Below are 12,295 nucleotides of genomic sequence, written 5' to 3' on the forward strand. Positions count from 1 at the left end.
CCACCGGACGGACCCTCACCATCCACCCCCAGCACACCCAGCTGGCCGCCGCCCGCCGCGAGGCCACCAACCCGGCATGGCAGGACGAGTACCGCCGCTGGCGTCCCCCGGTAGAACGCGGAATCGCCTGGCTGGTAGCCCACGGCAACCGCCGCGTGCCCTACCGCGGCGTGACCCGCAACGACACCTGGCTCCACCACCGCGCCGCCGCACTCAACCTCCGCCGGCTGATCAACCTCGGACTCNCCCACACCAGCACCAACGGCTGGNCCCTGACCGCCGCACCCCCTTAAACCACGGCCATCCACCCCCACCAGCACCCCGCAAGATTTTCAGTGATCTTCTAGATGGAGAAGTCCTCGCCCTGCCAGACGCCGGCCTGGGGCAGGCGGATCGGCGGCCGCTGCCCGGCACCGTCGCCGGACGCGGCACCGGCCGCACCGTCCGCGCCGGCCGTGACGGTGGCGCCGGCACGGGCCGCCTCCAGCCGGTCGACGCGGGTGAGCAGCGACTGCAGGCTGATGCCGACCAGGTCGGGCATCCGGTCGTCGTGGGCGGGCTGCGGGCGGCTCGGGCTGATGACCTGGCCGGGGACGCCGACGACGACCGAGCCGGGCGGGACCGGGCGGACGACGACGGCGTTCGCGCCGATCCGGCTGTCGGCGCCGACGGTGAACGAGCCGAGCACCTTCGCGCCGGCGCCGATCACCACCCGGTCGCCGATCGTCGGATGACGCTTGGTGGCCTCCAGGCTGGTCCCGCCGAGCGTCACGCCGTGGTAGATCGTCACGTCGGCGCCGACCTCGGCGGTCTCCCCGATGACCACGCCGGTGGCGTGGTCGATGAACACGCCCTCGCCGATCCGGGCGGCGGGGTGGATGTCGACGCCGGTCAGTGTGCGGGTCAGCTCGGCGCCGACCCGGCTGAGCAGCGGCATCCGGTGCGTCCACAGCCAGTGGTTCAGTCGGTGGCCCCAAAGGGCGTGCACCCCGGGATAGCACAGCGCGACTTCGAGGGTGGAGCGGGCGGCGGGGTCGCGATCCCGTGCCGTGCGCAGATCCCGGCGCAGCGTCGCCAGCACGGCTCAGTCCCCCAGGCCGGCGAACAGCGGCGTCGACAGGTAGCNCTCGCCGAAGTCGGGCAGCACGACGACGACCAGCTTGCCGGCGTTCTCGGGGCGGCCCGCCACCGTCAGCGCGGCCGACACCGCAGCCCCGGCGGAGATGCCGACCAGCAGGCCCTCCTCGCGGGCGAGGCGGCGGGCGAGCTCCATCGCGTCNTCGGCCTCGACCTGGATGATCTCGTCGACGAGCGAGGTGTCGAGCACGCCGGGCACGAAGCCGGCGCCGATGCCCTGGATCGGGTGCGGCCCCTTCACGCCCCCGGACAGCACCGGCGACGCGGCGGGCTCCACCGCGACGAACCGCGCCGACGGCCGGCGCGCCTTGATGACCTCGGCCACCCCGGTGATCGTCCCGCCGGTCCCGACGCCGGCGACGAGGATGTCGATCTGCCCGTCGGTGTCGCGCCAGATCTCCTCGGCGGTCGTGGCCCGGTGGATCGCCGGGTTGGCCGGGTTCTCGAACTGCTGGGGCATGAAGTAGCGGGAGTCGCTCTTGGCGAGCTCCTCGGCCTTGGCGATGGCTCCGGCCATCCCCTCGGGGCCGGGGGTGAGCACCAGGTCGGCGCCGTAGGCGCGCAGCAGCATCCGCCGCTCAACGCTCATCGTCTCGGGCATCGTCAGCACGCACTTGTAGCCGCGGGCCGCGCACACCATGGCCAACGCGATGCCGGTGTTGCCGCTGGTGGGCTCCACGATGATGGTGTCCGGGCCGATCGCGCCGGCCTGCTCGGCGGCGTCGATGAGCGCCAGCCCCAGCCGGTCCTTCACGCTGTGCGCCGGGTTGAACGACTCCAGCTTGGCGACGACCTGGGCCCCGACCCCGTCGGTGACCCGGCGCAGCCGCACCAGCGGCGTGTTCCCGACCAGCCGCGTGATGTCCTCGGCGATCCTCATCGACGTTCTTCTCCTCGGTCGGCGCCCCTCATCGTCACTGGGCCAGGGTATGTCCCGACTCCGGCGCGGAACCGTCCATGAGCAATAAGGCACCATCGAGCACCCGGATCGCGGCAGCGGGNCCCACCGGCACGGCAGCCGGCACCCACCGGCGTGACGACGCCGCGGCGGCGTTGCGCGATGGGGGGACGTCCGCGGTCCGGCCGGGATAGTTTCGAGCCCGTGGCGCGGATCCGGCGGCGAGGGTGCGGCGCAGGCGGTCTGGACGCCGGGGCTCGGCGTCGAGCGGGCGGGGGCGGGGGCGGGGGCGGATGAGGATCGCGCTGTTCGTGACCTGCCTGGTCGACGCGCTGTACCCGCGGGTCGGGCAGGCCACCACCGAGCTGCTCGAACGCCTCGGTCACGAGGTCGTCTTCCCCGCCGGGCAGACCTGCTGCGGGCAGATGCACACCAACACCGGCTACGCCCGCGAGGCGGTCGAGCTGGTCCGCCACCACGTCGACGTGTTCGACGACGCCGACGTCGCCGCCGACGTGATCGTCACCCCGTCCGGATCGTGCGCGGGTTCGGTGCGCCACCAGCACGCCGCACTCGCCCGCGACGCCGGCGACGATGCGCTCGCCCGTCGCGCCGAGGCGGTCGCGGCCCGCACGTACGAGCTGTCCGAGCTGCTCGTCGACGTGCTCGGGGTGGAGGACGTCGGCGCCTACTACCCGCACCGGGTCACCTACCATCCGACCTGCCACTCGCTGCGGGTGCTGCGGGTGGGTGACCGGCCGCTGCGGCTGCTGCGCCAGGTCGCCGGGATGACGCTGCTGGAGCTGCCGGAGGCCGAGACCTGCTGCGGGTTTGGTGGCACCTTCGCGGTGAAGAACGCGCCGACGTCGACGGCGATGCTCGCCGACAAGATGCGCCACGTCCTCGGCACCGGCGCGGAGGTGGCGACCGCCGGCGACGCGTCCTGCCTGATGCACATCGGCGGCGGCCTGACCCGGCTGCGGGCCGCCACCCGCACGGTGCACCTCGCCGAGATCCTCGCCAGCACCCAGGCGACCCTCCGATGAGCGAGCCACACCGTACGGGTCCCCATGGGGCCGGCGGTCCGACGTGCGGCGGTCAGGCGGGAGCCCGGTGACGGCGGCGTTCCTCGGGATTCCCGCGCCGCCCGGCGTGGGGCAGCTACGCGGCGGCCGGCCCTTCCCCGCCGCCGCGCGCGACGCTCTCGCCGACAGCCAGCTACGCCGCAACCTCGGCCACGCCACCGGGGTCATCCGCACCAAACGGGCCGCGGCGGTCGGCGAACTCGACGACTGGGAGCAGCTCCGCCTCGCCGGCGAGGCGATCAAACGGGCGACGATGGCCCGCCTCGACGACCACCTCGTCCGGTTGGAGGCCGAGGTGACCGCCCGCGGCGGGACGGTGCACTGGGCCCGCGACGCCCACGAGGCGAACGCGATCGTCACCGGCCTCGTCCAGGCCACCGGCGCGACCGAGCTGGTCAAGGTCAAGTCGATGGCCACCCAGGAGATCGGCCTGAACGCCGCGCTCGCCGACGCCGGCATCACCGCGCACGAGACCGACCTCGCCGAGNTGATCATCCAGCTCGGCGACGACGTGCCCAGCCACATCCTGGTCCCGGCGATCCACCGCAACCGCGCCGAGATCCGCGAGCTGTTCCTGCGCGAGATGCCCGGCGTCGACCCGTCGCTCACCGCCGAACCGCGCCGCCTGGCGATGGCCGCCCGTGCCCACCTGCGCCGCACGTTCCTGCGGGCGCGGGTCGCCGTGTCGGGGGCGAACTTCGGCGTCGCCGAGACCGGCTCGCTCGTCGTGGTCGAGTCCGAGGGCAACGGCCGGATGTGCCTGACGTTGCCGGAGACGCTGATCACGGTGATGGGCATCGAGAAGGTCGTGCCGAGCTGGCGGGACCTGGAGGTGTTCCTGCAGCTGCTGCCCCGCTCGTCGACCGGGGAGCGGATGAACCCGTACACGTCGACCTGGACCGGCGTCACCCCCGGCGACGGGCCGCAGGCGTTCCACCTGGTCCTGCTCGACAACGGCCGCACCGCTGCCCTCGGCGACGCCGTCGGCCGCGACGCGCTGCACTGCATCCGCTGCTCGGCCTGCCTGAACGTCTGCCCCGTCTACGAACGCACCGGCGGCCACGCCTACGGCTCGGTCTACCCCGGCCCCATCGGCGCCGTGCTGTCCCCGCAGCTCACCGGGATCCATTCCGGCAGCGACGACAACGCCTCGCTGCCCTACGCCTCCAGCCTGTGCGGCGCCTGCTACGACGTCTGCCCGGTGCGCATCGACATCCCGTCGCTGCTCGTCCNCCTGCGCACCGCCCACGTCGACGCCGCCCGCGACCGCCCGCTGCCGACCGCGGAGGCGCTCACGATGGCCGCCGCCGCCTGGGTGATGTCCTCCCCCACCCGCTTCGCCGCCGCCGAGACCGCCTCCCGCCTCGGCCGGCTGGCCGGCCGCGCCACCGGCCGGCTGTCGTCGCTGCCCCCACCGCTGTCGGCATGGACGTCCAGCCGCGACGCCCCCCGGCCCCCCGAGGAGACCTTCCGCCAGTGGTGGTCCCGCACCCGCGGCGGCCCCGCGCATCCGGCAGGTCAAGCGAATCCCCCGCCACCGGGCGGTTTCGCGGGGCCGGCGGGTTCCGCGGAACCGCGCGGTTCGGCGGGGCCGGCGGGGCCGGCGGGTTCGGCGGGGCCGGCGGGTTCCGCGGGGCCGGCGGGTTCCGCGTGAACGCGCGCGAGGAGGTGCTGGCCCGCATCCGGGCCGCGAACGCCAACGCGGGCGTCGGCCTCGGCGGTGGAGTGCGTGGACCAGGTGCGGACGACGATGGTGACATCCCCCGCGAATACCACCGAGGCGGCGGACCGGCGCCCGGCAGCCCGCCGCTGCTCGATCTGCTGCGCCGCCGGCTCGTCGACTACCGCGCGTCCGTTGTCGACGCGGCCCCCGGCGACGAGCCGGCGGCGATCCGCGCAGCCCTGGCCGCCGCCTCCGCCGAACACCCACGCGGTTCCGCGGAACACCCACCCCCGTCCGCCGATAATCCCCCCGGTTCCGCGGAACACTCACCCCGCTCCGCGGAATATCCGCCCGATTCCGCGGGGCGGGGAGGCGGGGCGGTGCTCGTCCCACCCGGGCTGCCGGCGGGCTGGTGCCCGGACGGCGTCGTCGACGGCGGCTTCACCGCCGTCGAGCTTGACGGGTTCGCGGCGGTGGTCACCGGCTGCGCGGCGGCCTGTGCGCTGACCGGGACGATCGCCCTCGACGGCTCCCCCGACCAGGGCCGGCGCGCGATCACCCTGGTGCCCGACGTCCACGTCTGCGTCGTCCGAGCCGACCAGGTCGTCCACGGCGTCCCCGAGCTGCTCGCCCGCCTGGACCCGACCCGCCCGATCACCCTCATCAGCGGCCCGTCGGCCACCAGCGACATCGAGTTCGACCGCGTCGAGGGCGTCCACGGCCCCCNCACCCTCGCCGTCATCCTCGTCACCGACCCGACCGACCCGACCGACCCGACAGCCTGACGCCCCACCGCGCTCCACGCACCGGCCTTGTCCGCCCGGCGGGTTGGGTACCCGCCGTGCTGGCGGGACTGAATTTCCCGTTCGTCGTCGAGGAACCCGACGAGCTTCGCGATCTGCTCAGCTCACTGGCAGAACGACTCGCCGCCGCCACCACCGACAGCGGCACCGGCACCGGCACCGGCACCGTTCACGTCGGTCCGGCGACTTCCATCTGATCAGGCGGTCGCCGGCGCATCCGCGGGTCTGTCACATCGGACGGCTGGGACTCGACGTATTCGCAGAGCGCGGTGGCGCGGACGAACCAGGCCGCGCCGCCACACGAACGATTCCCAGGCGAAAGGCCAGGCAGGTATGAGGATCGCGGTTTTCGGGGCGAACGGGCCCACCGGGCGGCTGGTGGTGCGGCAGGCCCTCGAGGCAGACCATGAGATCGTCGCGGTCACGCGACGACCGGCGGAGTTCCCGCTGATCGGCGAGCGGCTCACCGTCGTCAGGGCCGACGTCGCCGACGAGCCCGCCACCGCGCGGGCCGTCGACGGAGTCGACGCGGTGCTGAGCACCGTCGGCGTGCCGTTCGCGCGGGCGCCGATCACGGTCTACAGCACCGCCGCCACCACCATCACGAACGCGATGATCCGGTTCGGCNTGAAGCGGCTGGCCGTGGTCAGCTCCACCGCGGTCGAACCTCACCCNCACAGCGAGGGCGGGTTCCTGCTCAACCGGGTCATGNAGCCGCTGCTCGCCCGCACGATCGGCCGGAGCACCTACGCGGACATGCGGGCCATGGAGCAGATCGTGCGCGACAGCGGCCTGGACTGGACGGTCATCCGATCGTCCGGCCTGTTCGACGCCGACCACGTCTCGCCCTACGAGGTCAGCGACGGCCCGCTGGACGGCGTGTTCACCAGCCGCGCGGACCTCGCGCACTGCCTGCTGGCGCAGGCGACCGAGGACCGGTTCGCCGGTCGGACGATCGAGATCACGACCAGCGAGGGCGCCCCGACCCTGCTCCAGGTGATCCGGCGGGAGGCCTTCGGCCGCGACTGACCCACCCGCCCCGCCCTCCCGCCGGCCCGGCGCCGGCTTGGGCTTCCCTGCCGGTCCAGCGCCTTTCCCACTGTCGCGATCCCGGCAGGGATGATCACGGATCTGGCTGGTGCAGCGCCTCGGAATTCCGCTCCCAGGCCCGGTTTCACCCTGCGTGACGTCGCGATGGGCGCTGCGCGGGCGACGGCGCGCGGCGGATGCGTGGGAGAGCGGCCGCCTGGTTCTTCTGTATGGTTCGGCGTCCGATTTGTCCCTACAGAGCAACCACGTGGCGCCGTTCCCCTGCACAGCCGTTTGCAGCGGCCCTGCGGTGGTGTAACCGCCCAGGTCAACACGTTGATCCTTTGTCGCACTGAGTGAATGGAGCGCCGCGTCTCCAGGACTGCCGCCTCGGCTCGNCCGGACGGCCATGGCGGCGGTCCTTGCCGGTCCGGAGGGTTTCGCGTCCGATAGATCCCGCCGGATGAGCAGGGAAGCGGGGCGGTCAGGGGCGGGCGGCGGCTACCTGGGCGCGGACCTGGGGGATGACCTGGTCGGCGAAGATCTGGAGGTGTTCGACGGGGGTCTCGCGGTCGCCGAGGACGAACGTGTCGAAGTCCAGTTCGAGGGCGAGGGCGGTGAGCTCGTCGACCCACTGGCTGGCCGGGCCGACGAGGAAGCCCTCCGAGCGGTCCTGGAGCTTGTGGCCGAAGAAGGCGTTGTACAGGCGCGGAACCGCGGTGCGCGACCGGCCGGCGGCGGCGAGCTCGGTGTCGAAGTGCGCCGCGTCGGCGCGGACGGTGTCCAGGTCGAGGCGGTTGCCGTTGGGGATCCAGCCGGCGCCCACCCCGGCGGTCAGCCGGCGCATCAGCGGGCCGCCGCTGCCGATCCAGAGCTGGATCGGCTCCTGCGGCGGGAGCAGCGGCTGCGGATGGTCGAGCTGGTAGTACTGGCCGGCGTAGGTGACGTCGGCGTCGCCGGACCACAGCAGCCGGATGACGTCGATCGCCTCGGCGAGCCGCTCCCGGGCCTCGCGTGGCTTCCACCGCGGGCCGCCGATCGCGGCGATCTGGTCCCACAGCCCGCCGGTGCCGAGGCCGAGGTCGAGCCGGCCGGGGGCGAGGCGGTCGATCGTCCACGCCGTCTTGGCCAACACCGCCGGCGGGCGCAGGGCGAGGTTGACGACGTCGGTGAGCACCCGGATCGACGACGTGCGGCCGACCACCGCCGACAGCAGCGCGACCTGGTCGACGTAGTCGGGGTTGTAGGGATGGTCGGGCACGGCGATCAGGTCGTAGCCCAGCTCCTCGGCCTGCGCGGCATGGTCGAGCAGCGCGCGACCGGCCACGGTGCGGGGGAACAGGAAGGTGCCGAACCGCAGCGGTCGGTGGTCGAGCGGTCGGTCGTCGTCGGTCATCGGTATCTCCTATGCCGCGCTGAGCGCGGTCTCCTTGCGGACGAGGGGAGCCACTTCCTCCGCGATCAGGTGCATGATCTCTTCGGTGCCCGCGGCCCCCAGGCCGTTGTCGATCTGGAGGAAGTGCAGGTCGTGGCGGAGGTCCTGGTGCATCCCGATCAGCCGCTCGGCGACGTACTCGGGGGTGCCGACGAGGATCTGGCCGGTCGGGCCGGTCAGCTCGTCGAAGCCCTGGTCGAGCAGGCGCTGGGCACGGTTGTCCTGGCGCAGGCCCTGGTTGCGCTGCGCGGCGGCGTTGACCGTCTGCTCCCAGTAGGCGCGGTACTCGCGGCGCACGCGTGCCTCGTCGTGGTCGACGACAACGGTGGACAGCGAGGCGACCCGGGCCCGGCTCGGGTCGTGGCCGGCGGCGGCGAACGCCTCGCGGTAGTGGTCGGCGAAGTCGGCGTAGGTGCCGGCGCGGAACCCGGCGACCAGGACGGGCAGGCCCTTGCCGGCGGCGAGCTCGACGGAGTCCACGTTGCGGGTCGCCCCGAGCCAGACCGGAAGCTGCGGCTGCACCGGCCGCGGGGTGACGTGCGCGTCGCTCAACGCCGGGCGGGAGGTGGCGGGCCACGCCGGGATGTGCCCGGTGCGCAGGATCTCCAGGAGCAGGTCGAGGTGCTCGCGCAGCAACGTCCCGCGGTCCGGGTCGTCCTGGCCGATGAGCAGCCGGGAGGCGTTCGCGAAGTTGCCCTTCCCGGCGACGATCTCAACACGCCCCCCCGAGAGGACGTCGAGGGTGGCGTAGTCCTCGGCGACGCGGACCGGGTCGAGCAGGGGAAGCAGCGTCACCCCGGTCATCAGCCGCAGCCGCTCGGTCTGTGCGGCGATGGCGGCGAGGATGACCGGCGGTGCGCTCGTCACGAAGTGCGGGTCGCCGTGGTGCTCCCCGACGGAGAACGCCTCGAAGCCGAGCCGCTCGGCGAGCACGCCTTGGGTGACGATCGACGCCAGCCGCTCATGCTCGGTCGGCGTCTGCCCGGTGCGCCGGTCTGTGGAGACGCCGCCGAGCGTGTTGATTCCCAGTTCCACCAGATGCCCTCGATCGTCGTCGGTACGTGTTCGGAGGCGACGGGCCCGCGCCGACGAAGCCTCGTCAGTGGATCAGGGCATGACGCTCAGCTTGCCATCAGCTGCTGGAACCCGCGCCCGTCTCGCCGTTTTGCCTGGACTGTAACCTGCGCCGCCCTTTGTGGGCCATCTCTACCCTTTCGGTTGACAAGTACGTCATGGCATGAAACCTTCACCCGGACCCGGGGACGCCGGGAGTGGATCATGTAGGAGTTTTCGATGTATCAGCGGGGATCAGTCCAGCGCAGGATCGGCGGCCGCGTGCGCGGCGCCGTTGCGGTCGCCGTCGCGGCCGGCCTGGCGGTGACCCTCGCGGCCTGCGGCTCGGATTCGGGTGGCGGGTCGAGCGCGGCGGCCAGCCCGGCCGCGGCCAGCGCGTCGAGCGGCCCCGACCTGTCCGGGGTGACGCTGCGGGTGGCGACCTACCCGGCGGCCATCGGCGGCGACGAGGCGCTGCTCAAGGCGGCCGGCCTGCTCGACACCCCGTACAAGGTGCGGTTCCAGACCTACCCCGACGGCGGCGCGCAGACCGGGGCGGTCAACCAGGGCAGCGCGGACCTCGCCCGCGGCAGTGGCGTCGCGAACGTGCTGATCGCCGCGGGGGGTACCAAGCCGAACTTCGTGTCCGTCGCGACGCTGCGGCTGCCGACGTCGCTGCAGTGGACGGTCGCGAAGAAGGGCATCACCTCGATCGCCGACCTGCGGGGCAAGAAGGTCGCGTACACCAAGAACACCACCACGCAGTACTTCCTGCTCAAGCAGCTCGCCAGCGCCGGACTGACCTTCAAGGACATCCAGCCGGTGCCGCTCACGCCGGCCGACGGCCTGAGCGCACTGCTCGGCGGCAGCGTCGACGCGCTGGCCGGGTTCGGCAAGACGGTGCAGGTCGCGGTCGCCAAGGGCAACCCGATCCTGGCCGACGGCGGTCCGATCCTCAAGGGCAGCCTCGGCGGCCTCGTCGGCGCCTACAACGCTTACACCTCCGACCTCGACGACCCGGCGAAGTCCGCGGCGATCGCCGACTACATCGGTCGGATCGAGGCGTCGTTCGCCTGGACCCGGGCGCACCCCGCCGAGTGGGACAAGATCACGGCTACGAACACCAACCAGCCGCTGGAGTCCGTCACCGCCAACTTCAAGGCCTCGGAGAACAGCGCGAACTCGGCCGTGGGCCCCGTCGACCNGAAGGCACTGACCGACCAGCAGGCCATCGCCGACACCTTCCAGGCCGCCGGCCTGCTGCCCGGCAAGGTCGACGTCGCCGGCAGCTACAACACGAAGCTGAACCCGGCGATCGCCGCCGCCATCGCCTCCTACAAGGCCAAGTTCCCGGCGAACTTCGCCGTCACGACCGTCAAGTGAGCGGACGATGGGAGACCCGCGTGCCGTGGCGACCGTGACGCAGCCCGAGGGCGCATCACCCGGAAGCCCGCCCGCTGCCACGCCGGCCACGCCGGCCACGCCGGCCGCTGAGGCCACGCCCACTACTGAGGCCACGCCCACCGCTGTTGTCACGCGTGCCGCCGCGGGTTCGCCCGCGGCGGCACGCGGGCGGCGGGTGACCTTCAGCGCCGGCGGCGCGGACCGGCGTCGGCGGCGGTGGGTTCCCAGCCTGGTCCGCCGGGCGATCGTCCCGATCCTGCTCGTCGCGCTGTGGCAGGTCGGCAGCTCGTCGAGCTGGTGGTCGACGGAGGTCCTGCCCGCGCCGTGGGACGTCGCCCACGAGTTCGTCACCCTGTGGAACAACGGCCAGCTCCCGTCGAACCTGTGGGTGTCGGTGCGCCGGGCGTTGACGGGCGCGGCGATCGGCATCGCCGTGGGCCTCGCCCTGGGCGTGGCGGTCGGCCTGTGGCGGCCGGTCGAGGAGGCCATCGACGCCACCCTGCAGATGCTGCGGACGATCCCGTTCCTGGTGATCCTGCCGCTGTTCATCCTCTGGTTCGGCGTCGACGAGACCCCGAAGATCCTCATCATCACGATCGGCACGGCGCTGCCGATGTACATCAACACGATGTCGGGCGTGCGCACGGTCGACCCGCGTCTGCTGGAGATGGGCCGCCAGTTCGGCCTGAACCGNCTGCGCCTGATCGCGACCGTCGTCCTGCCCGGGGCGACACCGAGCATCCTCACCGGCGTGCGTTACTCGCTCGGCCTGAGCTGGCTCGCGCTCGTCGTCGCCGAGCAGATCAACGCCCAGAAGGGCCTGGGCCTGCTTATCTACAACGCGCAGTCGCTGTTCCAGACGAAGATCCTGATGGTCGTCGTCGTCGTGTACGCCGCCCTCGGCCTGATCACCGACGTGATCGTGCGCCTCGCCGAGCGGCGCCTGCTGGCCTGGCGCGGGAGGTGACGCGGGTGAACGCCGTCACGGTGCGCGGCCTGCGTCGCGCGTTCGGCTCGCACGTCGTGCTCGACCGGCTCGACCTGTCCATCGCCGACTCGGAGTTCGTGGCCCTGGTCGGCCGCAGCGGCGGCGGCAAGACGACGTTGCTGCGCACCCTGGCCGGTCTCGACCCGGTCGCCGAGGGCAGCGTCGAGGTGCCGGCGCTGCGCTCGGTGGTGTTCCAGGAGCCGCGGCTGCTGCCCTGGCGCCGGGTGTGGCAGAACGTCGCGGTCGGCCTGCCGCGCTCCCGCCGCCGCGACGAGGCGTCCCGGGCGCTGGCCGAGGTCGGTCTCGCCGATCACGCCCAGGCCTGGCCGCTGACGCTGTCCGGCGGCGAGGCGCAGCGCGTCGCACTCGCCCGGGCGCTGGTCCGCGAACCCGAGCTGCTGCTGCTCGACGAGCCGTTCGGCGCCCTCGACGCGCTGACCCGCATCCACATGCACGATCTGGTCCGCCAGCTCCACGAGCGGCACCGCCCGGCCGTGCTGCTGGTGACGCACGACGTCGACGAGGCCCTCGAACTCGCCGACCGGGTGATCGTGCTGCGCNACGGCCGCCTCGACGAGGAGATCGAGACCCGCGAGCTGTTCGACGACCGCCGCGACCCGCGCTTCGAGCAGGCCCGCGCCCGGCTGCTCGGCCTGCTCGGCGTCACCGACACCCACGTCGCCGACCCCTCGGCCGTCGCCGACGTCTAGGAGACCACTGAAAATCTTGCGGGTCCGGGTTCTGGTGTGGTGGTCGACGCCAGTGTTGTGATCATGCAGGGTGAGTGGGTGGGCGAGCTG

14 protein-coding genes and 5 pseudogenes are annotated in these 12,295 nt (G+C 72.9%); 14 read left to right on the forward strand and 5 right to left on the reverse strand.

Going from position 1 to position 12,295, the window contains the following annotated elements:
• The coding region (locus FF86_RS30040) for a transposase (protein WP_206779084.1) at positions 1-245 on the forward strand (245 nt) is incomplete at both ends.
• A 98-nt stretch (positions 246-343) separates the two neighbouring features.
• Here FF86_RS30040 and cysE read toward each other — a convergent pair.
• The 3 genes and pseudogenes from cysE to cysK all read right to left on the reverse strand — a co-directional run.
• Positions 344-1,081, reverse strand: a complete 738-nt coding sequence (gene cysE, locus FF86_RS30045) for a serine O-acetyltransferase (RefSeq protein ID WP_044888652.1) — start codon at positions 1,079-1,081, stop codon at positions 344-346.
• 45 nt (positions 1,082-1,126) lie between these two features.
• Positions 1,127-1,279 (reverse strand): annotated as a pseudogene (locus tag FF86_RS61090) (cysteine synthase A); the annotation flags it as partial.
• A 1-nt stretch (position 1,280) separates the two neighbouring features.
• Positions 1,281-2,017 (reverse strand): annotated as a pseudogene (cysK, locus tag FF86_RS30050) (cysteine synthase A); the annotation flags it as partial.
• A 311-nt stretch (positions 2,018-2,328) separates the two neighbouring features.
• Between cysK and FF86_RS30055 the strand changes: the two are divergent.
• From FF86_RS30055 to FF86_RS61130, 9 genes and pseudogenes are all read left to right on the forward strand, one after another.
• Positions 2,329-3,081 (forward strand): (Fe-S)-binding protein, encoded by a 753-nt coding sequence (locus FF86_RS30055; RefSeq protein WP_044888650.1) that lies wholly within the window; start codon positions 2,329-2,331, stop codon positions 3,079-3,081.
• A gap of 67 nt (positions 3,082-3,148) precedes the next feature.
• A partial coding sequence (locus tag FF86_RS61095; protein ID WP_242419893.1) for an LUD domain-containing protein occupies positions 3,149-3,607 on the forward strand: 459 nt, incomplete at its 3' end.
• Position 3,608: 1 nt separating this feature from the next.
• A pseudogene (locus FF86_RS61100) lies at positions 3,609-4,352 on the forward strand (LUD domain-containing protein); the annotation flags it as partial.
• 41 nt (positions 4,353-4,393) lie between these two features.
• On the forward strand, positions 4,394-4,774 hold the full coding sequence (locus tag FF86_RS61105) for a lactate utilisation protein LutB domain-containing protein (protein ID WP_304438195.1): 381 nt from the start codon (positions 4,394-4,396) through the stop codon (positions 4,772-4,774).
• Positions 4,771-5,509 (forward strand): lactate utilization protein C (locus tag FF86_RS69370; protein ID WP_396230189.1); only part of this gene is annotated, 739 nt, incomplete at its 3' end. The genes FF86_RS61105 and FF86_RS69370, both read left to right, overlap by 4 nt.
• Positions 5,510-5,624: 115 nt before the next feature.
• A complete protein-coding gene (locus FF86_RS34480) occupies positions 5,625-5,783 on the forward strand; it encodes a hypothetical protein (RefSeq protein WP_157867025.1) in 159 nt (52 codons plus the stop codon).
• A 136-nt stretch (positions 5,784-5,919) separates the two neighbouring features.
• The coding region (locus FF86_RS61115) for an NAD(P)-dependent oxidoreductase (RefSeq protein WP_242419894.1) at positions 5,920-6,213 on the forward strand (294 nt) is incomplete at its 3' end.
• 1 nt (position 6,214) lies between these two features.
• Positions 6,215-6,260 (forward strand): annotated as a pseudogene (locus FF86_RS61120) (hypothetical protein); the annotation flags it as partial.
• Between the two features lie 38 nt (positions 6,261-6,298).
• A pseudogene (locus FF86_RS61130) lies at positions 6,299-6,615 on the forward strand (NAD(P)H-binding protein); the annotation flags it as partial.
• Positions 6,616-7,099: 484 nt separating this feature from the next.
• Here the strand turns inward: FF86_RS61130 and FF86_RS30075 are convergent.
• Both FF86_RS30075 and FF86_RS30080 read right to left on the reverse strand, forming a co-directional pair.
• Positions 7,100-8,011 (reverse strand): LLM class flavin-dependent oxidoreductase, encoded by a 912-nt coding sequence (locus FF86_RS30075; protein WP_044888647.1) that lies wholly within the window; start codon positions 8,009-8,011, stop codon positions 7,100-7,102.
• A 9-nt stretch (positions 8,012-8,020) separates the two neighbouring features.
• Positions 8,021-9,085, reverse strand: a complete 1,065-nt coding sequence (locus FF86_RS30080; RefSeq protein ID WP_044888646.1) for an LLM class flavin-dependent oxidoreductase — start codon at positions 9,083-9,085, stop codon at positions 8,021-8,023.
• Between the two features lie 258 nt (positions 9,086-9,343).
• Between FF86_RS30080 and FF86_RS69375 the strand changes: the two genes are divergently transcribed.
• The 4 genes from FF86_RS69375 to FF86_RS30095 all read left to right on the forward strand — a co-directional run.
• A partial coding sequence (locus FF86_RS69375; protein ID WP_396230190.1) for an ABC transporter substrate-binding protein occupies positions 9,344-10,307 on the forward strand: 964 nt, incomplete at its 3' end.
• 186 nt (positions 10,308-10,493) lie between these two features.
• The coding region (locus tag FF86_RS30090) for an ABC transporter permease (protein WP_242419895.1) at positions 10,494-11,200 on the forward strand (707 nt) is incomplete at its 3' end.
• Position 11,201: 1 nt separating this feature from the next.
• Complete coding sequence (locus tag FF86_RS61135) at positions 11,202-11,474, forward strand: ABC transporter permease (protein ID WP_242419896.1); 273 nt, start codon at positions 11,202-11,204, stop codon at positions 11,472-11,474.
• Between the two features lie 5 nt (positions 11,475-11,479).
• A partial coding sequence (locus tag FF86_RS30095) for an ABC transporter ATP-binding protein (protein ID WP_242419897.1) occupies positions 11,480-12,055 on the forward strand: 576 nt, incomplete at its 3' end.
• Between the last annotated feature and the right edge of the window lie 240 nt (positions 12,056-12,295).

This window comes from Frankia sp. CpI1-P, assembly GCF_001421075.1.
GTDB lineage: Bacteria > Actinomycetota > Actinomycetes > Frankiales > Frankiaceae > Frankia > Frankia torreyi.